This window comes from Comamonas sp. FG99 (genome assembly GCF_057808605.1).
In genome coordinates, this window is the sequence record NZ_JBMDII010000015.1 from 62,004 (window position 1) to 88,244 (window position 26,241).

At 69.4% G+C, this 26,241-nt stretch carries 29 protein-coding genes; 16 read left to right on the plus strand and 13 right to left on the minus strand.

Translation table 11 applies throughout. The annotated features are described in order from the left end of the window. Positions 1-37 precede the first annotated feature (37 nt). Positions 38-691 (plus strand): C40 family peptidase, encoded by a 654-nt coding sequence (locus ACODRX_RS12100; protein ID WP_488871752.1) that lies wholly within the window; start codon positions 38-40, stop codon positions 689-691. Positions 692-790: 99 nt separating this feature from the next. Beyond that, positions 791-1,102, plus strand: coding sequence for a putative quinol monooxygenase (locus tag ACODRX_RS12105; RefSeq protein ID WP_488871753.1), 312 nt, complete (start codon positions 791-793; stop codon positions 1,100-1,102). Positions 1,103-1,305: 203 nt separating this feature from the next. On the opposite strand, the gene ACODRX_RS12110 is transcribed toward ACODRX_RS12105, so the two are convergent. Next, positions 1,306-2,124 carry an acetyltransferase domain-containing protein gene (locus ACODRX_RS12110; protein ID WP_488871754.1) on the minus strand — a complete coding sequence of 273 codons (819 nt, stop codon included), beginning with the start codon at positions 2,122-2,124 and terminating at the stop codon, positions 1,306-1,308. A gap of 389 nt (positions 2,125-2,513) precedes the next feature. Between ACODRX_RS12110 and ACODRX_RS12115 the strand changes: the two genes are divergently transcribed. From ACODRX_RS12115 to ACODRX_RS12135, 5 genes are all read left to right on the plus strand, one after another. Further along, positions 2,514-3,239: an energy-coupling factor ABC transporter ATP-binding protein gene (locus ACODRX_RS12115; RefSeq protein WP_488871755.1), complete on the plus strand. Its 726-nt coding sequence runs from the start codon at positions 2,514-2,516 to the stop codon at positions 3,237-3,239. Beyond that, positions 3,239-3,841: a CbiQ family ECF transporter T component gene (locus tag ACODRX_RS12120; RefSeq protein WP_488871756.1), complete on the plus strand. Its 603-nt coding sequence runs from the start codon at positions 3,239-3,241 to the stop codon at positions 3,839-3,841. Before ACODRX_RS12115 ends, ACODRX_RS12120 begins: the two co-directional genes overlap by 1 nt. Positions 3,842-3,917: 76 nt before the next feature. Then, complete coding sequence (locus tag ACODRX_RS12125) at positions 3,918-4,496, plus strand: biotin transporter BioY (RefSeq protein ID WP_488871757.1); 579 nt, start codon at positions 3,918-3,920, stop codon at positions 4,494-4,496. Continuing rightward, positions 4,493-5,962 carry an AMP-binding protein gene (locus ACODRX_RS12130; RefSeq protein WP_488871758.1) on the plus strand — a complete coding sequence of 490 codons (1,470 nt, stop codon included), beginning with the start codon at positions 4,493-4,495 and terminating at the stop codon, positions 5,960-5,962. The genes ACODRX_RS12125 and ACODRX_RS12130 overlap by 4 nt, the downstream gene beginning before the upstream one ends. Further along, positions 5,929-7,116 (plus strand): acetyl-CoA C-acyltransferase, encoded by a 1,188-nt coding sequence (locus ACODRX_RS12135; RefSeq protein ID WP_488871759.1) that lies wholly within the window; start codon positions 5,929-5,931, stop codon positions 7,114-7,116. The genes ACODRX_RS12130 and ACODRX_RS12135 overlap by 34 nt, the downstream gene beginning before the upstream one ends. On the opposite strand, the gene ACODRX_RS12140 is transcribed toward ACODRX_RS12135, so the two are convergent. From ACODRX_RS12140 to ACODRX_RS12155, 4 genes are all read right to left on the minus strand, one after another. Continuing rightward, a complete protein-coding gene (locus ACODRX_RS12140; protein ID WP_488871760.1) occupies positions 7,109-7,801 on the minus strand; it encodes a nitroreductase in 693 nt (230 codons plus the stop codon). The two genes, ACODRX_RS12135 and ACODRX_RS12140, sit on opposite strands and share 8 nt — an antisense overlap. A 20-nt stretch (positions 7,802-7,821) precedes the next feature. After that, on the minus strand, positions 7,822-9,078 hold the full coding sequence (locus ACODRX_RS12145) for a type II toxin-antitoxin system HipA family toxin (RefSeq protein ID WP_488871761.1): 1,257 nt from the start codon (positions 9,076-9,078) through the stop codon (positions 7,822-7,824). Beyond that, the gene (locus ACODRX_RS12150; RefSeq protein ID WP_488871762.1) at positions 9,078-9,455 is read right to left on the minus strand and encodes an XRE family transcriptional regulator; all 378 of its coding nucleotides are present in this window, start codon (positions 9,453-9,455) and stop codon (positions 9,078-9,080) included. The genes ACODRX_RS12145 and ACODRX_RS12150 overlap by 1 nt, the downstream gene beginning before the upstream one ends. A gap of 79 nt (positions 9,456-9,534) precedes the next feature. Continuing rightward, entirely contained in the window at positions 9,535-11,178 is a 1,644-nt protein-coding gene (locus tag ACODRX_RS12155; RefSeq protein ID WP_488871763.1) for a 3-(methylthio)propionyl-CoA ligase, read from the minus strand. Between the two features lie 97 nt (positions 11,179-11,275). Between ACODRX_RS12155 and ACODRX_RS12160 the strand changes: the two genes are divergently transcribed. Next, positions 11,276-11,983 carry an RluA family pseudouridine synthase gene (locus tag ACODRX_RS12160; RefSeq protein WP_488871764.1) on the plus strand — a complete coding sequence of 236 codons (708 nt, stop codon included), beginning with the start codon at positions 11,276-11,278 and terminating at the stop codon, positions 11,981-11,983. A gap of 2 nt (positions 11,984-11,985) precedes the next feature. Here the strand turns inward: ACODRX_RS12160 and ACODRX_RS12165 are convergent, their stop codons facing one another. Continuing rightward, on the minus strand, positions 11,986-12,693 hold the full coding sequence (locus tag ACODRX_RS12165) for an SDR family oxidoreductase (RefSeq protein WP_488871765.1): 708 nt from the start codon (positions 12,691-12,693) through the stop codon (positions 11,986-11,988). A gap of 56 nt (positions 12,694-12,749) precedes the next feature. Between ACODRX_RS12165 and ACODRX_RS12170 the strand changes: the two genes are divergently transcribed. Continuing rightward, positions 12,750-13,505, plus strand: coding sequence for an SDR family NAD(P)-dependent oxidoreductase (locus tag ACODRX_RS12170; protein WP_488871766.1), 756 nt, complete (start codon positions 12,750-12,752; stop codon positions 13,503-13,505). A gap of 259 nt (positions 13,506-13,764) precedes the next feature. Then, positions 13,765-14,949 (plus strand): beta-ketothiolase BktB, encoded by a 1,185-nt coding sequence (bktB, locus tag ACODRX_RS12175; protein ID WP_488871767.1) that lies wholly within the window; start codon positions 13,765-13,767, stop codon positions 14,947-14,949. A gap of 92 nt (positions 14,950-15,041) precedes the next feature. On the opposite strand, the gene ACODRX_RS12180 is transcribed toward bktB, so the two are convergent. Next, on the minus strand, positions 15,042-15,197 hold the full coding sequence (locus tag ACODRX_RS12180) for a hypothetical protein (protein WP_488871768.1): 156 nt from the start codon (positions 15,195-15,197) through the stop codon (positions 15,042-15,044). A 118-nt stretch (positions 15,198-15,315) separates the two neighbouring features. Between ACODRX_RS12180 and ACODRX_RS12185 the strand changes: the two genes are divergently transcribed. From ACODRX_RS12185 to ACODRX_RS12195, 3 genes are all read left to right on the plus strand, one after another. Then, positions 15,316-15,636 carry a DMT family transporter gene (locus ACODRX_RS12185; protein WP_488871769.1) on the plus strand — a complete coding sequence of 107 codons (321 nt, stop codon included), beginning with the start codon at positions 15,316-15,318 and terminating at the stop codon, positions 15,634-15,636. A 35-nt stretch (positions 15,637-15,671) separates the two neighbouring features. Then, complete coding sequence (locus ACODRX_RS12190; RefSeq protein WP_488871770.1) at positions 15,672-16,055, plus strand: DMT family transporter; 384 nt, start codon at positions 15,672-15,674, stop codon at positions 16,053-16,055. Positions 16,056-16,161: 106 nt separating this feature from the next. Beyond that, a complete protein-coding gene (locus ACODRX_RS12195) occupies positions 16,162-16,569 on the plus strand; it encodes a MarR family winged helix-turn-helix transcriptional regulator (RefSeq protein WP_488871771.1) in 408 nt (135 codons plus the stop codon). A gap of 64 nt (positions 16,570-16,633) precedes the next feature. Here the strand turns inward: ACODRX_RS12195 and ACODRX_RS12200 are convergent, their stop codons facing one another. From ACODRX_RS12200 to pxpB, 6 genes are all read right to left on the minus strand, one after another. After that, positions 16,634-17,869 carry a xanthine dehydrogenase family Fe-S subunit gene (locus ACODRX_RS12200; RefSeq protein ID WP_488871772.1) on the minus strand — a complete coding sequence of 412 codons (1,236 nt, stop codon included), beginning with the start codon at positions 17,867-17,869 and terminating at the stop codon, positions 16,634-16,636. Then, positions 17,866-18,696 (minus strand): FAD binding domain-containing protein, encoded by an 831-nt coding sequence (locus tag ACODRX_RS12205; RefSeq protein WP_488871773.1) that lies wholly within the window; start codon positions 18,694-18,696, stop codon positions 17,866-17,868. Before ACODRX_RS12205 ends, ACODRX_RS12200 begins: the two co-directional genes overlap by 4 nt. Continuing rightward, positions 18,693-21,074, minus strand: coding sequence for a xanthine dehydrogenase family protein molybdopterin-binding subunit (locus ACODRX_RS12210; RefSeq protein WP_488871774.1), 2,382 nt, complete (start codon positions 21,072-21,074; stop codon positions 18,693-18,695). The genes ACODRX_RS12205 and ACODRX_RS12210 overlap by 4 nt, the downstream gene beginning before the upstream one ends. Positions 21,075-21,200: 126 nt before the next feature. After that, positions 21,201-21,971, minus strand: coding sequence for a GntR family transcriptional regulator (locus ACODRX_RS12215; RefSeq protein ID WP_488871775.1), 771 nt, complete (start codon positions 21,969-21,971; stop codon positions 21,201-21,203). 60 nt (positions 21,972-22,031) lie between these two features. Continuing rightward, positions 22,032-23,075, minus strand: a complete 1,044-nt coding sequence (locus tag ACODRX_RS12220; RefSeq protein ID WP_488871776.1) for a 5-oxoprolinase subunit C family protein — start codon at positions 23,073-23,075, stop codon at positions 22,032-22,034. Further along, complete coding sequence (gene pxpB / locus ACODRX_RS12225) at positions 23,072-23,794, minus strand: 5-oxoprolinase subunit PxpB (RefSeq protein ID WP_488871777.1); 723 nt, start codon at positions 23,792-23,794, stop codon at positions 23,072-23,074. Before pxpB ends, ACODRX_RS12220 begins: the two co-directional genes overlap by 4 nt. 161 nt (positions 23,795-23,955) lie before the next feature. On the opposite strand from pxpB, the gene ACODRX_RS12230 reads away from it, so the two are divergent. The 3 genes from ACODRX_RS12230 to cofE are packed head-to-tail and all read left to right on the plus strand — an operon-like array spanning position 23,956 to position 26,233. Then, complete coding sequence (locus ACODRX_RS12230) at positions 23,956-24,732, plus strand: LamB/YcsF family protein (protein ID WP_488871778.1); 777 nt, start codon at positions 23,956-23,958, stop codon at positions 24,730-24,732. A gap of 26 nt (positions 24,733-24,758) precedes the next feature. Further along, a complete protein-coding gene (gene npdG, locus ACODRX_RS12235) occupies positions 24,759-25,424 on the plus strand; it encodes an NADPH-dependent F420 reductase (RefSeq protein WP_488871779.1) in 666 nt (221 codons plus the stop codon). After that, on the plus strand, positions 25,421-26,233 hold the full coding sequence (gene cofE / locus ACODRX_RS12240) for a coenzyme F420-0:L-glutamate ligase (RefSeq protein ID WP_488871780.1): 813 nt from the start codon (positions 25,421-25,423) through the stop codon (positions 26,231-26,233). The genes npdG and cofE overlap by 4 nt, the downstream gene beginning before the upstream one ends. Positions 26,234-26,241 lie beyond the last annotated feature (8 nt).

Consider the following 26,241-nt stretch of genomic DNA (forward strand, 5'->3'; position numbering starts at 1 on the left):
TGTTTACATCTGCACACGACCCTCCTAAAAGTCAACTATGTTAAAGTCGCGCGCTATGTCTTCGAAATGGCTCTGCACCATCATCCTGGCTGGCGCCGCCTGTGCGCATGCTGCTCCTAATAATGCACCGGCTGCGGCAGCGGATGAGCCCACCGCCAAACATCGGGACCTCGTTTCGCGGCTCGACGACATGCGCCACAGCGTGCAGGACAACACCGCCAGCGTGATCGCCAACGCCATGCACTTCATCGGCGTGCCCTACCGCCGCGGCGGCGAAAGCGCCGAAACCGGCTTCGACTGCAGCGGCCTGGTGCGGGCACTGTATGCCCAGGCCTGGGGCACCATCTTGCCGCGCCGCGCCAACGAGCAGGCCGCGGCCACCGAGAAAATCGACAAGAGCGAGCTCAAGCCCGGCGACCTGGTGTTCTTCAACACCATGCGCCGCGCCTTCAGCCATGTGGGCATCTACCTGGGCGATGGCAAGTTCATCCATGCGCCGCGCACCGGCGCCCGCGTGCGCGTCGAAGACATGACCATCTCGTACTGGCAGCGCCGCTTCGACGGCGCCCGCCGCGTCGAAGGAGCGCCCGGGCTGGCCTTGCAACTGACCCAGGCCGCCGCCGCCAGCGACGACAAGCAGGCCGAAGACCTGCTCTCGCTGCTGCTGAGCACCAGCGGCACACTGCGCTGAGCCCACCCCGCCCTGCGCCGCCCTTCACCCTTGGCGCACCGGAGACAGGGGCCAGCCGGGGCCATTCCTAGAATGGCCTTTTTGCCCAGCTGCAATCCCATGATCCACGTCATCGCCATCATCACCGCCCAGCCCGGCCAGCGCGCCGCGGTGCTCGAAGCCTTTGCCGCCAACCGCGCCGCGGTGCTGGCCGAGCCCGGCTGCATCGAATACGGCGCCGCCATCGACGCCGAAGGCCTGCCGCCATCCAAGGGCAGCTTCGGCCCGGACAGCTTCGCCGTGATCGAGAAATGGGAAAGCCTGGCCGCGCTGCAGGCCCATGCCGCCTCGCCGCACATGCTGGCCTATGGCGCCAAGACCAAGCCCCTGGTCGCCTCGCGCATGATCCACATCCTGCAGCCGGCAGGCTGAAGGTAGCGCGGCCCTTTCACCGCCGGGCCGCCCGAAGGTGAAAAGCGCGCCTCTCGCCACGGCTAGATGGGGGGGTGGACAGCCTTTCGGGCCATCGCTTTGCTCGGCCCACAAAGCCAGGCCGAGTCCCGGCCTCTGCCTTCAAAAGCAGCAGCTTCGGGTTGCTAAGTGAACGGCATTAGGAGCGTGGGGCGTCATTTTCTTCATGGCTTGAGCAGCGCACGCAGCGCCATCAGGCCGCCCAGCAGCACCAGCTGGTGCAGCATGTAGTAAGCCAGACTGTGCCGCCCCAGCGCGGCCAGCAGGCGCAAAATCACATTGTTTCCGTCGCGCCCGCTGCCATCTCCGGCAGCGGCCTGCGGCCAGCTTCGGCCCGCCAGCTGGCGCCCAGCCCACAGCCCCAGCATCGCCACGCCCAGCCAGGGCAGCAGCGGCACATAGTCTTCGGTGCGGGGTAGCCGGGTGATCAGCCCAAGCACGCTGCCGGCCCGGCCGTCGAGCGCCTGCACCAGCGCCGGCGGCAGCCCCGAGGCCAGCGCGCCATAGGCCTGCGGCGCGGCCAGCGCCAACGCCGCCAGCGCCAGTAGCAGCGGGCCGCGCCAGCGCCGCATCCACCACAGCGCGAGCGACACCGCCGCAATGCAGTGCAGCACGCCGAAATAGATATAGCCCTGCGCAAAGGCCAGGCGCGAGGCCACGCTCACCAAGGCGGCACAAGCCGCCACGCGCCACCAGCGCGCGCCCCGCCACGGCGCCACCACCGACGCAGGCCCGGGCCGGGCCTGCACCAGGGCCTGCGACATGCCCACGCACAGCAGGAAGAGCGTGACGATGCCCACGCGCTGCCAGGTCCAGAACGGGTCGTGGTAGAAGTCCTGCCGCCACAGCCCCAGATAGCTCAGGTCAAAGCAGAAATGGAATACCGTCATCCACACCAGCGCCAGGCCGCGCAGCGCGTCCAGCAGCAGCCAGCGCGAGGCGCTGCGGGTGGCCGCAGGGCGGGTGGAACTATCGTCGGTCATGGGCGGCAAGCGGCTTGATCATGGTGGAGACGCCGCCAGTGTAGTGGCTGCGGCAGGCTTGCCGAGCCGCAGGCCATGGCACAAAAAGTGAATTGATTGGCTTTTTGCCTATAGATGCCTATATATCAATAGCTTGCGGACAAGCATGGCAATCTGGAGATGGCGGACAAAGGCAACTCTTCAATCAGATACAACCAATAAAAATCATCAATACATATAAAAATTAGTCAAAATCTCAGAAAATCAATCATCTTCAAATCTCATATCAAGCCATTGGTAGCAAAAAAAGCCAAATCCTTGCGATGCCGCACTGGCTCTGGTTCGTGCCACAATACGCCGGTTTTTCACCAGCCCCGCATCGCTGCCGATGCGCCTTCCGCGGTCTTATCTTGGCTTCCCCATCGCCCGCCAGCGGCATCGCGCTGCAATCCGTCCATCTGCAGCGAGGCACCACCGAGGTGTTTCGCGGCCTGAGCCTGCGCCTGCAGGAGCCGCGCATCGGCTTGATCGGCAACAACGGCGCGGGCAAGACCAGCCTGTTCCGGCTGCTGTGCGGGCTGGAGCGCCCCTCGCAGGGCACGGTGCACGTGGCCGGCCACGACGTGCACGCGGCCCGCGTGCCGCTGCCCGGCGTGGTGGGCATGATGTTCCAGAACCCCGACGACCAGATCATCTTCCCCACGGTGGAAGAAGAGCTGGGCCTGAGCCTGCAGTACCAGGGCGTGCCGCGCAAGGAGGGCATCCGCCGGGGCCAGGAGTTCCTGGCCCGGCGCGGCCTGGCCGACTGGGCGCAGCGCGCCGTCGGCAGCCTGAGCCACGGCCAGCGCCAGCATGTGTGCTGGCTGGCGCTGCTGCTGGCGGCGCCCGGGGTGATGCTGCTCGACGAGCCCTTCGCCAGCCTGGATCTGCCTGGCCAGGCGCGGCTGGCGGCCGACATCCGCCGCGCCAGCCAGCAGGTGATCGCCTCCACCCATGTGCTCGAGCATGTGCGCGGCTGGGAGCGCGTGCTGTGGCTCGATCGCGGCGAGATCCGCGGCGACGGGCCGGGCCGCGAGGTCTGCGCCGCCTATGAGGCGCATGTCCAGTCGCTGGCGGCGCAGCTGGAGCCGGCCTGATGGGCAGCCTGTACAGCGACATTCCGAGCTGGCTGCACCGCGTGCCCGCCGGCGCCAAGCTGGCCGTGCTGGCGCTGGCCGGCATGCTGCTGCTGTGGCTGCCGCCCGCGCCTTATGCCGCCTGGCAGGCCGGGGCATTTGCACTGGTGCTGGCGCTGTACCTGAGCCTGGGCGCGGCCAGCCGCCCCACCCGCCGCCTGGTGCGCATGGCGGCGATCGCCGCCGCGCTGGTGGCCGGCTTTCATGCGCTGACCGGCCGGCCCGTGCTCGGGCTGGAGAGCGCGCTGCGCCTGCAAAGCTGCACCATGCTGGGCGCGATGCTCACCGCCACCACCCGCTTCGGCGAGCTGCTGGCGGTGGCCGAGCGCTGCCTTGCACCCTTGCAGCGCTTTGGCGTGCGCACCGAGCGGCTGGCGCTGCAGCTGGGGCTGATGCTGCGCTTTACCGAGCATTTCTTCGTGCAGTGGGCGCGGCTCGACGATGCCCACCGCATCCGCACCGGCAAGGCCGGCGGGCTGCGCCTGCTGGCGCCGCTGACCATACGCATGCTGATGGCGGCGCGCAAGGTGGCGGATGCGCTGGTGCTCAGGCTGGGCGCCTGAGGTTCACCATGGCCGCCCCGCCCGTTTGACCATCCAAGCCCGAACACCCCATCACCCCCATCCTGCTGGAATCGACATGAACACCTCCACCTCGCACCGCATCGCCCTGACGGCCTTGTTCGCCGCCCTGCTCGCCGTCTTCGGCCTGATCCCCAAGATCGACCTGCCGCTGGGCGTGCCCATCACCGTGCAGACCCTGGGCGTGATGCTCGCCGGCTGCCTGCTTGGCGCGCGGCTGGGCTTTCAGGCCATGCTGCTGTTCCTGGCGGCGGTGGCGCTGGGCCTGCCGCTGCTGTCCGGCGGGCGCGGCGGCGTGGGCGTGTTCTTTCTGCCATCGGTCGGCTACCTGGTGTGCTGGCCGGTGGCGGCGCTGGTCAGCGGCCTTTTGATGCGCGTGCTGCCGGGCGCGACGCCGGGCCGCCTGGCGTTCAATGCCTTCATCGCCTCGCTGGTGGGCGGCATCCTGGTGATCCATGCCTTCGGCGTGCTGGGCCTGGTGCTGGTGGCCAAGCTCAGCCCGGTGCAGGCGCTGACGGGCACCCTGGTCTTCGTGCCTGGCGATCTGATCAAGTGCGTGGTGGCCGCGGTGGTGGTGCACACCGTGGCGCGCGGCATTCCCGACTGGCGCTTTGGCGGCCGCGCCAATCCGCAATGACGGCGCCCTTGCTGGTCCACAGCCCGCTGGCGCGCTGGGCCGCCGAGCGCGGCGCTGCGCCGGCCTTTGACGACGGCGCGCAGCAGCTGGGCTTTGCCGCGCTGCATGCGCTGGTGGAGCAGCGCGCCCGGCGGCTCGACGCCCGGCAGGCGAGCGCCACCGTGCTGGTCGACGATGCCAACGGCCCGCTGGACATGCTGGCGGATTTTCTCGCCGCCATCACCAGCGGCCGCTGCGCCGCGGTGGCCGACAGCGACTGGCCGGCGCCGGTGCAAGCCCATGTGCGGGCGCTGATGGGGGACTTCGTCGCCGGGCAGGCCGCGCAGCCCGCCCCGGCGGGCGAGCTGTCGCCCTTCTACATCGGTTTCACCTCGGGCAGCACCGGCACGCCCAAGGGCTTTCGCCGCCACCACCGCTCGTGGACCGAGAGCTTTCGCGTCTGCATCGAAGAGTTCGGCGCCGCCGCGGCCACGCGCGTGCTGGCGCCGGGGCGCATGTCGCATTCGCTGTTTCTGTTTGGCGCGCTGCTGGGCATCTGGAGCGGCGCGGGCGCGGTGCTGCAGCGCCGGTTCTCGGCCGCGCGCTGCCTGGCCACGCTGGCCTCGGGCGCCACGCCCTGCCTGGTGGCGGTGCCCAGCCAGTTGCTGCTGATGCTGCAGCTGGCCGAGCGGCGACGGCTTGCGCCCATGCCGGCGGTGCGGCTCATCACCATCAGCGGCGCGCGCTGGATGCGCCAGCACACGCCGGCGCTGCAGGCGCTGTTTCCACAGGCGCGCATCGTGGAGTTCTATGGTGCGTCCGAGGCCAGCTTCATCGCCTGGATGGATGCGCAGGCCGACGCGCCGGCGCAGCAGGTGGGCCGGCCGTTCTCCAACGTGCGACTGCAGATCCGCGACGGCGTGGCGCCCGGCGCGCGCTCTCTCGCGCCGGGCGAGGTGGGCAGCATCTTCATCCAGAGCCCGATGCTGTTCATGGACTACGTGGGCGGCAGCCACGATGCCACGGCCGCGGTGCGCCACCGCGATGGCCAGGGTGGCGCCAGCGGCGAATGGCTGTCGGTGCGCGACATGGGCAGCCTGCAGGCGGACGGCATGCTCACCCTGGTGGGCCGCGAAAAGCGCATGCTCGTCACCCAGGGCCGCAACCTGTTTCCCGAAGAGGTCGAGGCGGTGCTGTGCGAGCACCCGCGCATCGCCGCCGCCTCGGTGCAGGGCGTGGAAGACGCGCTGCGCGGCAAGCTGGTCGTGGCGGCGCTGCAGCTGGCGCCCGGCGCCGCGCCGCCCTCTGCGGCCGAGCTGCAGCACTGGTGCCGCGAGCGGCTCGAAGCCTACAAGGCGCCACGGCGCTTTTTCCTCGCCCAGCCGATGCCGCAGACCGCCAGCGGCAAGAGCGACCATGCGGCGGTCGCGCAATGGCTGCACAATCCCGATCCATGTCCTCCGTCTCTGCTGCCCTGGCCACATTGATCGCCGGCTTTGCCCGCAGCGCCGTCGCGCCGCACGGCGGGGCTTTTCGCCAGCTGGCGCCGCACCAGCTGGCGGCACCGGTGCTCAGCGAGATGCTGGCGCGCGCCGGCGCGCGGCCGCAGGACGTGGATGCCATCGTGCTCGGCAATGCGCTGGGCGCGGGTGGCAACCCGGCGCGCATGGTGGCGCTGGCCGCCGGCCTGCCCGAGGCCTGCGCCGCCTACAGCCTGGACACCCAGTGCTGCGCCGGCCTGGACGCGGTGGCCATGGGCGCGGCGCTGATCGCCAGCGGCCAGGCCCGCCTGGTGGTGGCCGGCGGCGTCGAGGCCTGGAGCCGCGCGCCCCTGCGCCAGACCCGGCCGCTGCATGCCCACGAGACGCCGCAGCCCTATGAGCGCCCGCCGTTCGCGCCGCTGGCGCAAGACGATCCCGACCTGCTGCTGGCCGCGGCCCGCTATGCGGCCGAGCGCGGCTACACCCGCGAGCAACAGGACGACTATGCGCGCCGCAGCCACGAACGCGCGCGGCAATCGCAAGGCCTGGTGGCCAATGAAATCATCGCCGTCGAAGGCCTGCGGCACGATGCCTATCCGCGTCCACTGGGGCCCGCGCAGCTGGCGCGCATGCCGGTGGTGGCGCAGTCCGACCAGCACGCTAGCGCTGCGGCCCAGGCCTGCGCCGTCAGCGCGCTGGCGGTCTCCACCCGCGCCGATGGCGCCGGCCTGGTGCTGCTGGCCAGCGAATCCGCCTGCGCCGAGCTGGGCCTGCACTCCGTCGCCCGCTGGCAGGGCTACCGCGCGCTGGGCGGCGCCAGCCGCATGCCGCTGACCCAGGCGCTGGCCGCCGCCAGCAGCCTGCTGGAGCGCAGCGCCCTGCCCTGGCAGGCGCTGCATGCCATCGAGCTGCACGACGCCTTCGCGGTGCAGGGCCTGCAGTGGGAGCGGCATTTGCAAGCACAAGGCATGGAGCCGGCGCTGCTGAACCGCCACGGTGGCGGCCTGGCGCGCGGCCACCCGATAGGGGCCTCGGCAGCCATTGCGCTGGTGCGGCTGCTGGCCGACCTGCAGCGCGCGCCCGCAGGCGGCGCCTGGGGCCTGGCGGCGGTGGCCGGCGCCGGCGGCCTGGGCAGCGCGGCGCTGCTGCAAGCTAGCTGATTTTCTGGAAATACTCACCCAGCGCGGCGCGCTCGGTGCGGGTGCGGTTGATGGGCGCTGCCGCGTCGGCATGGCCCAGCGCCATGCCGCAGACCACGGTGTGGCGAGCATCCAGCCCCAGCGCCTCGCGGATCAGCCCGGGATAGGAGGCCATGGCGCCGATCGCGCAGCTGGCCAGGCCCCGGGCCTCGGCCGCCAGCATCAGGCCGTAGATGGCCATGCCCAGATCCATGTAGCCGCCGCTGCCAAAGCCGCTGTCGATGGTGATGATCAGCGCCACCGGCGCGTCGAAGAAGCGGAAGTTGCGCTCGAACTGCTCGGCCCGCCCGGCCGCATCGCCGCGCGCCACGCCCAGCGCGCCGTACAGCGCCTGCGCCGCCCCCACCTGGCGCTTGCGCAGCGACATGGGCAGCGGGCGCGGAAAGTAGTCGTAGTCTTCGCGCTCCTGCGCACCGCCGCGAAACGCCTGCAGCAGGCCGGCGCTGAGCCGCGCCCGGGCCTCGCCGGCCACCTGCCAGAACGAGCCCGGCTGCAGGTTGGCGCCGCTGGGCGCCCAGCGCGCCTCCTGCACCAGCGCCTCGACCAGCGCATCGGCCACCGGCCGGTCGAGAAAGGCGCGGGTGGAATGGCGCTGCAGCGCGAGGCGGCAGTCATCCGTTATCGCTGGCATGGCAAGTGGGTGCATGGTGCTTTCATGGTGTCAACTCAGGCTCCGCCCCAGGCCTGGCGCTGCTCGCGCAGGAAGGGCCGGTCGATCTGCTCGGCCAGCGAGGCAATGTCGCCCGGGCGCACGCCGGCGCCGGCAAAATGCGCCTGCCAGCGGCCCGCCACCCGGGCAACTTCGCGCACGGCCGCTTGCGCCTCGGCGCGCTGGAGGCCGAACTGCGCTGCCTCGGACAGCGCGTTGTCCAGCGTGGCGTCCGACTGCTGCAGCCCTACCCGCAGCTGCTGGTAGCCCAGCGCCTGGCCCGAGGGCAGCACGTCGAAGGCCGGCGATAGCTCGTAGGCGCCGCTGTCCGTGGCCAGTAGCACGTGGTTCTTCTCGTGATCGTCGGTGTTGTCGAGCAGGATGTTGAAGACCATGCGGCGGAACAGCTCGCGCATCTGCGCAAGATGGCGCCCGCCCTGCGCCACGCCCTTGCGCCGCAGCAGCTGCGCCAGCTCGGGGTAGCCCATGGGCTCGCCCGCTGCCTGCAGCGCCACGCGGGCGGACAGCGCATGCCGGCGCCGGCCGCCCTCGCGGTCGAAGCGCTTCACTGCCACCGCATGCCCTTGCTGCAGCGGCACCGCCAGGGTCTCGGCCACGGTGATGCCCGCCGCGCGCGCCAGCGTCATCGTGGCGTGTTCGACCAACGGCATGTCCACCGCCTCGCCAAGCTCGGAAAACTTGAGCACCCACTGCGCGCCGCCGATCTCGACCAGGGCCTTGGGCCGTGCGCCGCCCATGCTCACGCCGGGGGCGATCAGGCGCCGCTGCTCGCGCGGCACTGGCGAGCCTTCAAGCACCTGGCGCACCAGGGCCTGGATGGCCTGGGCATCGGCAAAGCCGGGCAGCGGGCCCAGCCGGCGCGGCACATAGGCCTGCGGCGACAGCGACACGCCCAGCGCGCCGAAACGCTCGTCGCCGGCATAAAAAAGGTATTCCATCAACGACAGGCGCGGCGGCTTGTCCAGCACGCGGATTACCCGCTCGCCCCAGCGGTCGGGGCGGGCGTCGTCCACGGCACCGGCCGCGCTGTCCTTCTGCGCGGGCAGGAATTCCTGGTCCAGCAGCGGCAGGTCCTCGCTCAGCGCAAAGCCATGCTGCAGCCACTGCGGCGCATAGCGCAGCGACACGCCCCTGAGCGCCCGCACCGTGTGCAGCGTACCTATCCACACGGGCGCCGCGCTCTGGCCCAGCCACCACAGGTACAGCGTGTCCTGCGGCTGGTAGAGTGCTGCGGGGGCATCCCAGGCCGCCATCACTCAAGCTCCTTTTCAGGGGGGCGCAGCGCCCGCAGCCGCGCCTCCACCGAGGCGGGCTTGCGCACCGAACGCGCCTGCGCGGCGCGTACCGACGCTTCCAGCGCGCCCAGATCATGCTCGGGCGCGGCCAACCCGGCCAGGGCGGGGCTGCGCCCGATCAGCCACAGCGCGGTTGCATAGGCGCCGCAGGAGACGCTGGGATCACCGCGCTCCATGCGGATCAGCGTGGGCTCGGACACGCCTATACGCTGCGCCCAGGCCTTGAGCGGCTCGCGCCGGCGCTTACGGGCAATCGCCAGGTGCTCACCCAGCTGGCGCAGGCTCGCCAGCACGGCGGGCGGCATGGATTGCAGCGCCTGGGATTTCTTGGACATGCATATATGTTAGCAAATCCGCCAAAACACTTAAATATATTTAAGTTGAAAGGATTTTGCCAGCCCATTGAACATGCGCTTACTGCCCGGGCAGCACATAGTCCTTGAGCTGTTCGCGCAGCCGGGTCTTGAGCATCTTGCCGGTGGCGCCCAGCGGGATGCTGTCGACGAACACCACGTCGTCGGGTATCTGCCATTTGGCGGCCTTGCCCGCATAGAAGGCCAGCAGCTCTTCGCGCGACAGGCTTTCGCCGGGCTTGAGCACCACGACGACGATGGGCCGCTCGTCCCACTTGGGGTGCGCCATGCCCACGCAGGCGGCCATGGCCACCTTGGGGTGGGCCATGGCGATGTTCTCGATGTCGATGGAGCTGATCCATTCGCCGCCGGACTTGACCACGTCCTTGCTGCGGTCGGTGATGTGCATGAAGCCGTCGGGGTGGATGGTGGCCACGTCGCCGGTGGGGAACCACGGCACACCCTGCTCGTCCGCGACCAGCGGCGAGGCGCCGCCGTTGCGGTAGTAGTCGGCCACCACCCAGGGGCCGCGCACCAGCAGGTCGCCGAAGGTCTTGCCGTCCCAGGGCTGCTCGCGGCCGTCGTCGCCGACGATCTTCATCTCGACGCCGAAGATCGCCCGGCCCTGGGTGGCGAGCAGCGCGTCCTGCTCTTGCCGGGGCAGCGCCAGGTGCTTGTTCTTGAGCGTGCACACGGTGCCCAGCGGGCTCATCTCGGTCATGCCCCAGGCGTGCAGCACCGTCACGCCGTATTGCTCCTGGAAGGTCTGGATCATGGCCGGCGGGCAGGCCGAGCCGCCGATCACCGTGCGCTTGAGCGACGAGAAGCGCAGCCCGTTTTGCTGCATGTACGACAGCAGCATCTGCCACACGGTGGGCACGCCGGCGGCAAAAGTGACCTGCTCTGCCTCCAGCAGCTCGTAGACCGACTTGCCGTCGAGCCCCGGCCCGGGAAAGACCAGCTTGGCGCCGTTGAGCAGCGCCGAGTACGGCGTGCCCCAGGCATTGACGTGGAACATCGGCACCACCGGCAGGATCACATCGCGCGAGGACAGGCACATCACATCCGGCAGCGAGGCACCGTAGGCGTGCAAGATGGTGCTGCGGTGCGAATACAGCGCGGCCTTGGGATTGCCGGTGGTGCCACTGGTGTAGCACATGCCGCAGGCGGTGTTTTCATCGAGCTCGGGCCAGCGGTAGCTCGCGGGCGCGTCGGCGATCCAGCTTTCATAGTCGAGCAGGCCGGGAATGCCGCTGTCCGCCGGCAGATGCCCGGGGCCGCACAGCGCGATCCACTGCCGCACCGTGGGGCATTTGCCATGGATGGCCTGGATGATGGGCAGGAAGCTCAGGTCGAAGCACAGCACCTGGTCTTCGGCATGGTTGGCGATCCAGGCGATCTGCTCGGGGTGCAGGCGCGGATTGATGGTGTGCACCACCCGGCCCGAGCCGCCCACGCCGTAGTACAGCTCCAGGTGGCGGTAGCCGTTCCAGGCCAGCGTGGCCACGCGGCTGCCGGGCGCCAGCTGCAGCGCATCGAGCGTGTTGGCGAGCTGGCGCGCGCGGCCGGCCATGTCGGTGTAGGTGTAGCGGTGGATGTCGCCTTCCACGCGGCGCGAGACGATCTCGGTATCGCGGTGGTGGCGCGCCGCGAATTCCAGCAGCGAAGAAATCAGCAATGGCTGGTTCTGCATCAGGCCTAGCATGGGGTCTCCTGGTGGTGGTCTTGTGGCGAAAGCCTGCCCAGCTTTTTACCATGCTTCGGCGCCCTACAATCGCGGCCTTGCCCCACCCGCCATCGCCGTGTCCACGCCCGAGCTGCATCCCATCCATATCGACCCGCACCTGCTGGTGCTGAACAAGCCCAGCGGCCTGCTCTGCGTGCCCGGGCGCGGGCCGGACAAGCAGGACTGCCTGAGCCGCCGGGCCCAGGCGCAATGGCCGGATGCGCTGGTGGTGCACCGGCTGGACCAGGCCACCTCGGGGCTGGTGGCCATGGCGCGCAACCCGGCGGTGCAGCGCCAGCTGGGCGACGCGTTCGCGGCGCGCCAGGTCGAGAAACGCTATCTCGCCGTGGTCTGGGGCCAGCCGAAGCCATCGCCATCGGTCGATGCCGCTGGCATGCCGCAGGATGGCGAGCACTGGAGCCTGATCGAGCTGCCCATCGCCGCCGACTGGGAGCGGCGCCCGCTGCGCGTGATCGCGCCGGATGGCCAGCCCAGCCAGACCTGGTGGCGCCCGGTGAGCGACGCCGAGGCCGCCGCCCTGCCCGCCACCGCGGCCATCGCCCCGGGCTGCAGCCGGCTGTGGCTGGCGCCAGTCACCGGCCGTACGCACCAACTGCGCGTGCACCTGCAGGCCGTGGGCCATCCGATGCTGGGCGACGGCCTGTATGCGCCGCCCGAGGCGCAGGCCATGGCGCCGCGCCTGCTGCTGCAGGCCCAGCAGCTGGCCCTGCGGCACCCGGTGAGCGGCGACTGGCTGGAGTTTTCGCTGCCGCCCGACTTCTAGCGCTAGACGTGGCGCATCAGGCCGCCATCGACCTTGATGTTCTGCCCGCTGATATAGGCCGCGCCCTGCGAGGCCAGGAAGGCCACGGTGGCGCCGATCTCCTCGGCCGTGCCATAGCGCTGCAGCGGCACCGCGGCCTGGCGCTCCTCTTTCTTGGGCAGGCTGTCGATCCAGCCGGGCAGTACGTTGTTCATGCGGATGTTGTACTTGCCGTACTCGTCGCAGAAGATCTTGGTGAAGGCGGCCAGGCCCGAGCGCGCCATCGCCGACGTGGGGAACAGCGCCGCGGGCTCGAACGCCCAGGCCGAGGAGATGTTGATGATGCTGCCGCCGCCCTGCTTTTGCATGATCGGCGCCACCAGGCGCGTGGCGCGCACCACGTTCAGGAAGTACACCTCCAGCCCCTTGATCCAGTCTTCGTCGCTGAGGGCCAGCAGCTCGCCCTTGGGGCCGTGGCCCGCGCCGTTCACCAGCACGTCGATGCGGCCATGGCGCTGCATGACCGCATCCACCATGCGCTGCAGGTCGGCCACGCTCTGGTTCGAGCCGGTCACGCCCACGCCGCCCAGCTCCTTGGCCAGCGCTTCGCCCTTGCCGGACGACGACAGGATGCCCAGCGCAAAACCGTCTTCATGCAGCTTGCGGGCCGCCGCCGCGCCCATGCCGCTGCCACCGGCAATCACTACTGCTACGCGTTGTTGTTCGTTCATGGCTGCTTTCGTCTCTATTGCAAAACCGCCATCGTAGCCGCTCGTATGATGTGTGGATGCACCAACACCTCTACATCCTCACCGGCGGCTCGCGCGGCATGGGCCTGGCCATGGGCCAGCAGTTGCTGGGCCACGGCCACCGCCTGCTGAGCATCGCCCGGCACCGCTCGCCAGAGCTTGCGGCCAGCGCCCACGGCGATGGCCAGCTCACCCAGTGGGAGCAGGACCTGGCCGACAGCGGCGCGGCGGCGCAGCGCCTGTCCGCCTGGCTGCAAGGCCTGCAGGCAACCGATTGGTCCAGCATCACCCTGATCAACAACGCCGGCGTGATTCCGCGGATCGCGCCGCTGTCGGCGCTTGCCACCGCCGACCTGCAAAACGCCCTGCGCGTGGGGCTGGAGGCGCCCATGGCGCTGACCGGCGCCTTCCTGGCCGCCACCGAATCCTGGACCGTGCCGCGCAAGGTGCTGAACATATCCTCGGGCCTGGGCCGCCGGCCCATGGCCTCGCAGGCCGCGTACTGCACCGCCAAGGCCGGCATGGACGCCTACGCCCGCTGCGTGGCGCTGGAGGAAGCCCTCAAACCCCACGGCGCGCGCATCGTCTCGCTGGCCCCCGGCGTGATCGACACCGACATGCAGCTGCAGCTGCGCAGCGCCGAAGCCGCCGACTTTCCCGACCTCGCCAACTTCAGCGGCATGCATGCCGGCGGCAGGCTCAGCACGCCGCGGGATGCCGCCGCCCGGGTGCTGGCCTGGCTGCAGCGCGCCGACTTCGGCCAGAACGTGGTCGCCGACGTGCGCGAAGCCTGACGGATGGGTATATATCTTTGATAGCCATCAGCGCTTTACACACAATGTTTTCAGATATAAAAGTATCTAAAAACGTTGACTGTCAAACGCTAGCAGCTATCAAAAATGCATGGATAGACAGCTCCACTGTCGCCCAGGAGCCCCCCGTGAAGCTACCGACTTGCACAAAACCGCGGGCCGGCAATAATGTTGCGGTGCATCATCCGCGCGCATGACGGCCCTGGGCCCTGCGCGCCTTCATTCCAACCAGGAGATAACCATGTCCCGTGAAGTCGTCGTCGTCAGCGCAGTGCGCACCGCCATTGGCACCTTTGGTGGCAGCCTCAAGGACGTGCCCCCCACCGAGCTGGGCGCGCTGGTCGTCAAGGAATCGCTGGCCCGCGCCGGCGTGGAAGGCAAGGACGTGGGCCACGTAGTGTTCGGCCACGTCGTCAACACCGAGCCCAAGGACATGTACCTGTCGCGCGTGGCGGCCGTCAACGGCGGCTGCGCCAAGGAAACGCCGGCCATGAACGTCAACCGCCTGTGCGGCTCGGGCCTGCAGGCCATCGTCAGCGCCAGCCAGGGCATCTTGCTGGGCGACTACGACCTGGCCATCGGCGGCGGCGCCGAGAACATGAGCCGCGCGCCCTACGCCAGCCTGGCCACGCGCTTTGGCGCGCGCATGGGCGACACCAAGATGGTGGACATGATGGTCGGCGCGCTGCACGACCCCTTCCACACCATCCACATGGGCGTGACGGCCGAGAACGTGGCCAAGGAATTCGGCGTCAGCCGCGAAGACCAGGACGCGCTGGCACTCGAGAGCCACCAGCGCGCCGAGAAGGCCTGGGCCGAGGGCCGCTTCAAGGACCAGATCGTGCCCGTGATGCTCAAGAGCAGGAAGGGCGAGGTCGCCTTCGAGCAGGACGAGCACTTCCGCGCCGGCGCAAGAATAGAGGACTTCCAGAAGATGAAGCCGGTGTTCGTGAAGGAAGACGGCACCGTCACCGCCGCCAACGCCTCGGGCATCAACGACGCCGCCGCCGCCGTGCTGCTGATGGAAGCCTCGGCCGCCGGCGCCCGCGGCGCCAAGCCGCTGGCCCGCCTGGTGGGCTATGCGCACGCCGGCGTCGAGCCCAAGATCATGGGCATCGGCCCGGTGCCGGCCTCGAAGGCCGTGCTGGCCAAGACCGGCCTCAAGCTCGACCAGATGGACGTGATCGAGGCCAACGAGGCCTTCGCCGCCCAGGCCTGCGCCGTCACCAAGGGCCTGGGCGCCGACCCGGCCAAGGTCAACCCCAACGGCTCGGGCATCTCGCTGGGCCACCCCATCGGCGCCACCGGCGCCGTCATCACCGTCAAGGCCATCCACGAGCTGCACCGCAGCGGCGGCCGCTACGCGCTGGTGACCATGTGCATCGGCGGCGGCCAGGGCATCGCGGCGATCTTCGAGCGCATGTAAGACGGCCTGCGGCCAGGAGATAGCAAGGGGCATCGGCGATGCCCCTTGTTCGTTTGGGTGCTGGTTTGGGTGCTGGCCAGCGGCCATGGCCGCTACTGCTGCTCGCGCGTGCCCGCCAGCACCGGCACCACGAACTCATAACCCTTGAGGCCCGACTCGTCGAGCGTGGACACCTCGGGCGGCAGCGCCGAGCGCCTGAAGCTGCCGACCGCCAGCCCCCGAACCTTGCCGGCCTTGAGCAGCGGCAATCCAGCAATTTACATGCATATGCAAATAATTTGACAAACGCTCCAGACCTTCAATAAAATGCATGCACATGCAAATAAATACCTGCATGGTACATCCATCCCAACCAAGGAAATCAGCATGCATTGGCTCTATCTCGGCATTGCGGTCATCTTCGAAATCGCGGTCGCCATCTCCGCCGGCAAGGCCATGGGGTTCACCCGCCCCGGCTGGACCGCGGCCACGCTGGCCAGCGGCGCCATCGCCACCTATTTTCTCAGCCATGCGCTGCTGGTCTTCGATGTGGGCGTGGGCTATGCGCTGTGGACCTCGGTGTCCGGCGTGGGCATCGTCATCCTCGGCGCCCTGTTCTTCGGCCAGCGCCTGAGCCCGGGCAAGTTCATCGGCATGGCGCTGGTGATCGGCGGCGTCATCGGCCTGCGGCTGAGCGGCGCGGCCTGATGCCTGCCATCTCTTTCCGAACCAAGGACATATCCATGAACAACACCATCACCCCAAGCACCGCAGGCAAGGGCCGCGCCTGGGCCGCCCTGCTGCTGGCCGGCGCCTTCGAGATCGGCTATGCGCTCAGCGTGGCCGGCAGCCAGGCCTTCACCGTGCCGGCCTGGTCGGCGGCCGCCCTGGCCTTCTTTCTGCTCACGCTGTATGCACTCAGCCTGGCCCTCAAGAGCATCGACGTGGGCATGGGCTACGCGGTATGGGCCGGTATTGGCGCGGTAGGCGCAGCCGTTTTCGGCAGCCTCCTGCTCGACCAGCCCATCAGCCCGGCTCAGGCCTTCTGGCTGGCACTCATCATCGGCGGCGTGGTCTGGCTCAAGCTGGCCGACAGCATCCGGCCCCGGCGCAAAGCGCCGGCCTGAGCTGCGGGCAGCAAGCGCCCGGGGTCACCTTTCACCGCTCACTGCTTGCATGGGCATGCATATGTAAAAATGGCATGCCCACGGCACCACAGGAGTAGACCCATCCATGTCCAAGAAAAGCGCTGCATGGCTTGAGCTGATCCAGGCGACTGCCCAGGTCGAGACCGAGCTGGGCAAGCTGCTCCAGGCCCGGCATGGCCTGGGCCTGTCGGAGTACCGCGCGCTGGAAGTGCTGGCCCGCTCGCCCGACTCCGAGCTGCGCATGCAGGAGCTGGCCTCGCACCTGGGGCTGAACCAGAGCTCGGTCTCGCGCATGGTCGAGCGGCTGGAGCGCGGCGAGCTCACCGTGCGCGACCTGTGCCCCGACGACAAGCGCGGCGTCTACACCGTGCTGACCGCCAAGGGGCGCGCCCGCCTCGAAGAGGCCCAGCCCGACTACGAGCAAGCACTGGACTCGGCAATCCAGCAGCACGGCTGCGGCAAATGGCTGGCGGCGCGGGCCTTGAAGCCTTGAAGGGGCGGTATGCGCCAGCGCAGGAGAGGGCTTGGCCGCCATGCCGGCGCAAATCAGGCAACCCTCACCTGCGCCCGAACAGCTTTCTGAACAGGCTTGCGATGCGCTCGCGCAGCACCGAAAACACCAGGGCGCCAGCGTTGAGCTCCGCGGCCGGCGCCGCTGGGGCTTCGGCGCCATTCGCCTGGCCCAGGCGCGCACGCAGGTTCTGTGCGAAGGCATCGGTCATGCGCTGTGCGATGTCCCTGACGATGCTGGAGCGGCTGAACTGGGCCAGGGGGCCCGTCAGCGCAAAGCCCACCTGCACGTCGACGCGCGTGGCCGCCCCACCCTTCTCCTCGGACAGCACATAGCGGATTTCGCCGCGCGTGGCCGAGGCCGACTTGGTGTCGCGCGCGCTGCCATGGATGGTGCCCGTATGGCTGGCCGCGTCACGCTGCACGTCGGCGGCACCCTCGAATTCAGCCACGATGGGGCCGACCTTGATGCGCAGCTTGGGCTCGACATGGGTCTCGGTGGCGGGCGCCAGCAGCGACGCGCCGGGCAGGCAGGTCGTGACCTCGCCCAGGCGGCCGAAGAAGGCCCAGACTTCGTCGCGCGGGAAGTCCACGCTGAAACCCTGGTTCAAGGTGGTCAGCGGCTTGCTTGCATCCACGGCAGCGGGTGCCGCCGCGCGCGGCACGCTGGGTGCAGCCAGCGCTGCCGCCTCGCGCCTGCCGGCCTGCTGCGTTGCGGCATCCCTATCCGTATTCGCTCGTGCCATCGGCGGGGCGTGGCCGGAGCCCACGGGCCCCAGTTCCTGGCGCAGGCGCACCGGTACTCCCAGCCCGGCGGCACGGCGCTGCTCGATCACGCTTTGCACCGCGCGCACGATGCCCACGTAGCCCGTGCAGCGGCACAGGTTGCCGCTCATGGCGTAGCGGATGTCGCGCTCGGTGGCCTCGGGCATGCGCAGCACCACGTCGTGGGCCGAAGCCAGCATGCCGGGCGTGCAATAGCCGCACTGCAGCGCATGCTCGCGCGTGAAGGCGGCGCGCAGCGCGCGCATGACCTCGTCGTCGTCCATGCCTTCGATGGTGGTGACCTGGGCGCCGTCGCAAGCTACGGCCAGCGTGATGCAGGAGCGCGTGGGCACGCCGTCGACCATCAGCGTGCAGGCGCCGCACACGCCGTGCTCGCAGCCCAGGTGGGTGCCGGTGAGGTTCAGGGAGTCGCGCAGGAAATCGGCTAGGTGGGTGCGCGGCTCGACGCGCGCGCTGCGCACGTCCTGGCCATTCACGGTGAGATTGATGACTTTCATGGCTGCTGTGCCTTGAGCGCGGCACGCTTGAGGGCGGCCAGGTGGGTCTGATTGTGGAGGGCATCGACATGGCCGACCTCAAGCAGCAAGGCGCGCGCGGCCTCGGTGCGCAGCATGCGACTGGTGTCGAACAGCGCCGTGGCCTCGGCCATGACGATGGGGCGCGATTCAGTGGCGCCCAGCACCACCCGGCACACGCCGCGCCCGGGATCGTGCAGCACCGCGCCGATGGCGTGGGCGAACTCGCCGGTCTTGCGGCACAGCTTGTGGTAGCCCCAGCGCGCCTGCGGCGACAGGCGTGGAATGCGCACCGCTTCCAGTATTTCGTCGGCCGCCAGGTCGACCTCGAACACACCGGTCATGAACTCCGCCAGCGGCATGGCGCGTTGGCCTGGCGGGCCCGCGATCAGCACCTCGGCACCCAGCGCGCAAAGGCTGGAGATCCAGTCGGCCGACGGGTCGGCATGCACGATGCTGCCGCCCAGCGTACCCCTGTTGCGCACGGCGCGGTAGGCTATGCCGCGCGCCACCAGCGCGAGCACGGCGCCCGTCGCATCGGCCGGATCGAGCGCGCGGCCGTCCTCGATGTCGGCGTGCGTGACGCAGGCACCGATGACGATGTGCGTGTCGCCCACCTCCACACGCTTGAGCTCGGGCAGGCCGGTGATGTCTACCAGCAGGTCGGGCTGCACGAGGCGCAGGTTCAGCATCGGCCCCAGTGACTGGCTGCCGGCCACGATCTTCACGGCCGCGCCGTCTTGGCGCAGCAGGCGCAAGGCGCCTGCCAGGTTTGCCGGGCGCTCATAGTCAAAGCGGGCGGGCTTCATGCGAGCTCCTTGAGCGCGATATCGGTGCCGAACATGACATCGGCCTCTGCCTTGGCCCGGGCCTGCGCGATGGCCTCCAGGATGCGGCGCGGCGTGGCCGGCGACACGTGCAGCTGCGCGCCCAGCGGGCGCAGCGCGTCGTTGATCGCGTTGCCTATGGCCGCCGGCGGCGGGATGGCGCCGCTTTCGCCGATGCCCTTGACGCCGAACTCGGTGTAGGGCGACAGCGTCTCCATGTGGATCAGCCGCGGCTCGGGCACTTCGGTGGGCCCGGGCAGCAGGTAGTCGGCAAAGGTCGAGGCCAGCGGCTGGCCCGAGGCGTCGAAAGCCATTTCCTCGTACAGCGCCGTACCTATGCCCTGCGCCGTACCGCCGTAGATCTGGCCATCGACCACCATGGGATTGACCAGCTTGCCACCATCCTCGACGATCACGTAGTCGAGGATCTGGACGTCGCCGGTCTCGGGGTCCACGGCCAGCAGCGCCGCATGCACGCCATAGCCGAAGGTGCCCGAGTCGCGCTGCGGCTTGTAGCCCTCGGTGACTTCGAGGCCGCCCGCATCGACGCCGGCCGGCAGATCCTGCGGCCGGCGGTACCACAGCCGCGCCACTTCGGCGATGGCCACGCCGCCCTGCGGGCCGATGACCTGGCCGTCGCGCACCTGGACTTGTTCGGGCGCGGCCTGCAGCATGGACGCGCCGATATGGGCCACACGCTGCGCCAGCGTGCGGCAGGCGCGCGCCACGGCACCGCCCGACATGACCATGCAGCGCGATCCCCAGGTGCCCGTGGAATAAGGTGTGTAGGCCGTGTCGCCGTGGACCAGCTTGATGCGCGCGATGTCGATGCCCAGGATCTCGTGGGCCACCTGGGGCAGCGTGGTCTCCAGGCTCTGGCCGTGCGAATGCGCGCCTATGCGCAGCTCCAGCCCGCCATCGGGCGTGAGCCGCGCCGTGGCCTGCTCATGGCCGGGCACCATGGGTATGCCCCAGCCCGCATAGACCGAGGTGCCATGCGCGGCCTGCTCACAGTAGATTGCCAGGCCCACGCCGATGAGCCGCCCGTCGGGCTCGCCACGGCGCTGGCGCCGGCGCACGGCCGGGATGTCGATCGCCGCCACGGCCTGGCGCAGGGCCTCGGGGTAGTCGCCGCTGTCGAAATGCTTGTTGGTGATGTTGTCGAACGGCATCTGCTCGGGGCGCACCAGGCTCTTGAGCCGCAGCTCGTAGGGCTCGATGCCGGCCTCGCGCGCCAGGTCGTCGAGCAGCAGCTCCAGCGCGAAGCACACGCCCGTGCGCGCCACACCGCGATAGGGCAGGATGGGACATTTGTTGGTCGCCACCGACCAGGTCCTGCAGCTGTAGGCCGGGAAGTCGTAGGTACCGGGCAGGATGCTGGCGACCTGCGCGGCCTCCAGGCAGGCGGAGAAGGGATAGGACGAATAGGCGCCCGAGTCCACCGTGGCCTCGCAGCGCAGCCCCAGCAGCCGGCCCTGGGCATCGGCGTAGCCAGTGATGTGGTAGTGGTGCTCGCGGCAGTTGGCGCCGGCCGTCAAATGCTCGCGCCGGTCCTCGATCCAACGCACGGGGTGGCCGCGCCGCATGGCCAGCCAGCCCAGCGCGACCTCCTCGGTCAGCAAGATGCCCTTGTAGCCAAAGCCGCCGCCCACATCGGGCGTGATCACGCGCACCTGGCCTTCTTCCAGCCCCAGGCACTCGGCCAGGCCGCTGCGCACGATGTGCGGCATCTGCGTGGAGGTATAGAGCACCAGTTGCTCCAGGCGCGAATCCCAGTGGGCCACCGCGCCGCGGCCTTCCATGGGCGCCATGCATTGGCGCGAGGTACGCATTTCGCGCGTGACCTGGAAGGCCGCGCCGCGCACCGCCTCCATGTTGACGTCGACACGGGTTTCAAGGAAGACGTTGTCGCCCCAGTGCTCGTGCAGCAAGGCGCTTGCGCCCGCGCGTGCGGCCAGCATGTCGTGCACGGCGGGCAGTTCCTCAAGGTCCAGCCGCACCAGGGCGGCGATATCCTCGGCCTCGGCGCGCGTGGGCGCCACGCACATGGCCACGTTTTCGCCCACATGGCGCACCTTGCCTGTGGCCAGCACCGCCTGCTCGGAGGCCTTGAAGCCCGGCAGGCCCGATACCGCGCGCACCGGCCTGACCCCATCCAGGTCCTGCGCGCAGTAGACGCGGTCCGCATGCTCGGGCGGCACCCGCACCCCGGTGACGCGCGCATGCGCCAGCGGGCTGCGCACGAATGCGACGTCCTGCAGGCCAGCGAGGCGGATGTCCGCCACGAACTGGCCCCGCCCGCGCATCAGGCGATCATCCTCCTTGCGCAGCGCTCTCGCCCCCACACCTTGATCCGACATGGCTTTGTCTCCTTTTGTGACTAACTTCTTGTCGGCGCGAGCGGCACCCGGCATGAACCGGGACGCGTCCGCGTCATCATGTCGCGATCAATATAACATACTATTTATAGTACGTTAGTATATTTATCATTTGCGTGCGGCCTTCCTGGGACGTTGCGGACTGAAGAAATCAGTGGACATCTTCACGCAGTCGCTGCGGTAGATGATGTCGGCCACGTAGATGGCCGTGTCGGTGTCGTCGCGCAGCACCCAGCGCACCTCGGCAGTCGGCGCGCTCAGCGACACCTCAAGCAGTTCGGCGATCTCGGGCGCGGCCGTGCCGATGACCAGGATCTGGTGCGCATGCTCGATGTTCAGGTCCATCTCGGCCACGATGGGCAGGGCCGTGTGCTTGAGAAAGCGCGCCTTCTCGCGCTCGAAGATGGGCTTGGACAGGTGCAGGTTGACCACGCCGTAGGGCTTGCCGTCTTTGAGCTGGATACTGCGCAGGAACACGTATTCTTCGGCCAGCCGGCCTTCGCCTTCACGCAGCATCGGAAACGCTGGCGGGTTGGCGACCTTGATGAACTTGGGCACGTTGTGGCGGATCGACTCCAGCACCATCTCCCAGGAGGTTTCCAGCTCGAGCCAGCGCTTGTCTTTGACAGTCTCGTTGACGAAGGTACCGCGCCCCTGCTGGCGCCGCACCAGGCCTTCGCGTTCCAGCAGCTCGACGGCCTGGCGCACGGTGACGCGGGCCACGCCGAACTCGGTCTCCAATTGCTCCAGCGTCGAGATCTGTTCGCCGGGCTTCCATTCGCCGGTCTCGACACGGCGCCGCAGTGCGGCGGCCACTTGAATATAGGCCGGGATCTTGCCCCGGCGGTCGGTACTGTGCAGGTTTTGCATACTGGTCATTCAGCCATTCCAACAATAGGATGACAGAATACTCCTTGCAGGCCCGTCCAAGGCGAACCTTTAAGCGGATTCGTACCGGCCGCTGGCAACGCCGCTGATGAGGTTGGCCGTATGCAGGGCGGACAGGTCCAGCACGGCCGCTGCCGCGGCATCGAGCAACCCGGCGGCCTGGCGTTCAATCCTTGCCTGCTGGTCGCGGCGCAAGGCCTGCGCTTGGTCCACATCCACTGCGGCGAACCGCACCAGACTGCCGGGCTTGCGCCGCCCGAGCACCGGGACATCGGCCGAGATGACCGTGGCGATCTTGGGATAGCCGCCTGTGGTCTGGGCGTCGGCCAGCAGAACGATGGGCTGGCCCGAGCCCGGCACCTGGATGGCGCCGGCCACGATGCCGTCGGAGACGATATCGCTGCCCCGGGCATGCCGCAATGCCGGTCCGTCCAGCCGCAACCCCATGCGGTCGGCCTGGGCCGATACCCGGTACTCGCCCGACAAGAAGGCGGCGATGGCCGGTGCGTCGAAGCAATCCGCCTGCGGACCGAGCACCACGCGGATGGCCTGCTCCAGCCCGAGGTCCAGCGCCTGCGCCAGGCGCTTTTCGCCGTGCGCGGGCACCGAGGCCTGTGCCAGTGGCAGGCGGTCACCAGCGCGCAGCGCCCGGCCCTCAACACCGCCCAGACCGCCGCGCACATAGGTGGAGGCGCTGCCCAGGCACAGCGGCACCTGGATGCCGCCCTCCACGGCAAGGTAGGCGCAGGCCGAAGCGCCCAGCCGCGCGACCGCGAGGGTCTCGCCGCGCAGCAGCCGCGCACTGCTGCCGGGCGGCACCTTGCGCGCATTCGGGCCTCCGACCTCCAGCGCCACATCGCTGCCGACCAACGCCACGCGCACCGCATCGCAGGCCACATCGAGCGTCGGCCCCTGCAGCAGCATCTCCAGCGCCGGCGCGCCGGCCGCATTGCCGACCAGCGCATTCGCCAAGGCGAGGCTCACAACATCCAGCGGGCCCGAGACCGGAACGCCCACGTCCTGGAATCCGATGCGGCCGCGATCCTGCACCGTGGTGTGGATGCCGGGATGGCGTACGAGGAGGCAGGCGGTCATGGGTGAATCCTTTCGCTGTCGGGCAAGTAGTCGCCGGCGGCACTGGCGCGGCGCAGTTCGTCGAAGCGCGCCAGGCCCACCGGCTCGAAGCAGACCTTGTCGCCAGGGGCGAGCAAGGCCGGGCGCTCGCGCCCGGGATCGAACAGGCGCACGGGAGTGGCGCCTATCAGGTGCCAGCCGCCCGGGCTCTCGATGGGATAGATGGCCGTCATCGTGGAAGCGATGGCAATGGAGCCCGGCGGCACGCGCACGCGCGGATCGGCCCGGCGCGGCAGCACCAGGGCACCGGGCAGATCGCCCATATACGGATAGCCCGGCACGAAGCCCAGCATGTAGACATGGAACTCGGTGCCGGCGTGCAGGCGCACCACGCCAGCGGCCGGCATCGCGGTGCGCTCGGCCACTTCGGCGAGATCGGGCGCATGCGGCGCCTCATAGCAGGCGGGAAGCCGCCAGCGGCGCCCTGGCGGGGCGGCAACGCCGCCGCCATCCAGCAGATCCCCCAAGGCATCCGCCAGCGCCTGGCGGCCGGTGCGCAAGGGATCGTAGTGGACCATCAGCGAACGGTAGCTGGGCACCGTCTCCACCACGCCCGCCACGGCGGCTGCACGGATACGGCTGGCCAGGCGCAGCACGGCCTCGCTCAGGCCGCGCTCGATGCGATCGCCGAACTCCACCACCAAAGCGGTGTCTCCGGCACTCAGAAAACGTACATCCATGCCATCTCCTCATGGGCGGCGCCTGCGCCGCCAAAACCAACGCTTGAATTATTTGTATTGTCTTACTATTGTTAGTATCTTATACTAAGTTTCAAGCACACCCAACCCCCTGGCAGGGCCGTGATTTCAACAGCGCTCGACGAGCGCGCAAGGAGACGACAGTGACAATTTCGGTGAACCTCAATGCAGACATGGGCGAAGGATTCGGCGCCTATGACATCGGCAACGACGACGGCATCCTCAAGATCATCCGTTCGGCCAACATCGCCTGCGGCTTCCACGCCGGCGATCCGCTGACCATGCGCCGCGTGGTCGAGAACGCCAAGGCCCAGGGCGTGAGCATCGGCGCGCACCCGGGCTTCAACGACCTGTGGGGTTTCGGGCGGCGGCGCATCGACATGCGCGCCGACGACCTGGAGAACCTGATCGCCTACCAGATCGGCGCGCTGCAGGCCATGGCCTCGTTCTGCGGCGAGAAGGTCACGCACGTCAAGCCGCATGGCGCGCTCAACAACATGGCGGCCGAGAACGCCGACTACGCACTGGCCATCGGCCGCGCCATCAAGGCCGTGGACCGCGACCTGATCTATGTCGCGCTGTCGGGCTCGGAGATGGAGAAGGCCGCGCAGCAGCTCGGCCTGCCGCTGGCGCGCGAGGGCTTCTGCGACCGCCTGTACGAGGACGACGGCAACCTGACCTCGCGCAAGGTGCCGGGCTCCGTCATCAAGGACGCGCAGCAGGCCACGCGCCAGGTGGTGCACATGGTGACCGAGGGCGAAATCATTTCGCGCAACGGCAAGCGCATCAAGCGCCGGGTCGACTCGCTGTGCGTGCACGGCGACGAGCCCACGGCCCTGGCCCTGTCGGCCGCCGTGCGCGCCGGGCTCGAAGCCGCGGGCGTGCAGATCGTTCCCCTGACCGAAATGGCGCTGGACTGACAGCCGCCCACCTCAAGGAGCCATCCATGCAGCAAATGCTTCCCATCATCGCCATCCTCGGCGGCACCGGGGCCCTGGGCTCCGGCATGGCCATGCGCTGGGCCGCGGCCGGCTACCCCGTCATCCTCGGCTCGCGCTCCCCCGAAAAGGCCCAGGCGGCGGCGGCCCTGATCGCTACCGGCCATGGCGCACCGCCCGTGCGCGCCGACAGCAATGCCGGCGCGGCGGCGGCCGCCGAGGTCGTGGTGCTGGCCGTGCCCTTCTCGCACCACGAACCCACGCTGGCCGAGATCAAGGATGTGGTGGCCGGCAAGATCGTGGTCGACGCCGTGGTGCCGCTGGTGCCGCCCAAGGTCGCCGTGGTGCAGCTGCCGCCCGAGGGCTCGGCCGGGCAGATCGCCCAGCAGCGCCTGGGCGAAGGCGTGCGCGTGGTCTCGGCCTTCCAGAACGTGGGCGCCGCCAAGCTGCAGGCCGGGGGCCCCATCGCCTGCGACGTGCTGGTCTGCGGCAACGACCCCGAGGCACGCGCCACCGTGCTCGCGCTGGCCGCGGCGGCGGGCACGCGCGGTATCGACGCCGGCCCCATCGCCAACGCGGCCGCGGCCGAGGCCATGACCTCGCTGCTGATCGGCATCAACAAGCGCTACAAGGTCGATTGCGCCGGCATCCAGATCACCGGCATCACGCCATGACGGCCGCCACTGCGTGCCCCAGCCACGGCAAAGGCATGCTGCGCGGCGCAGCGCTGGCCTTGACCGCACTGCCGGGCCTGCCGCTGGTGCGGCCCGGCGACGATCTGGCCGAATTGCTGATCGTCGCGCTGCGGCGCGCCGGCATCGCGCCGGCCAGCCAGGACATCGTGGTGGTGGCGCAGAAGATCGTCTCCAAGGCCGAAGGCCGCCTCGTGCGCCTGAGCGAGGTGCGGCCCTCGCTGCGCGCGGCGGCGCTGGCGGCGGATACCGGCAAGGACCCGCGCATGGTCGAGCTCATCCTGTCCGAGAGCCGCGAGGTGGTGCGCCACGCGCCCGGCCTGCTGGTCACCGAACACCGGCTGGGCTTCGTGATGGCCAACGCGGGCATCGACCAATCCAACGTCGAGCAACCCGAAGGCGAAGAGCTTGCGCTGCTGCTGCCGCTGGACCCCGACGCGAGCTGCGCGCGCCTGAAGCAGCGGCTGGACGCGGCTTTCGGTGCCGACATTGCGGTACTCGTCAACGACAGCTTTGGCCGGCCCTGGCGCCAGGGCGTGACCGGCGTGGCATTGGGCGCCGCGGGCCTGCCCGCGCTGCTCGACATGGTGGGCCAGGCCGACCTGTTCGGCCGCGCCATGCGCATCACCGAAATCGCCGCGGCCGACGAGATCGCCGCCGCCGCGTCGCTGCTCATGGGCCAGACCGCCGCGGGCCAGCCCGCGGTCCACCTGCGCGGCCTGCGCTGGGATGCCGCCGCCCGGCCCGCCGCCGACCTGCTGCGCCCACGGCGACAGGACCTGTTTCGATAAAGCAAGAG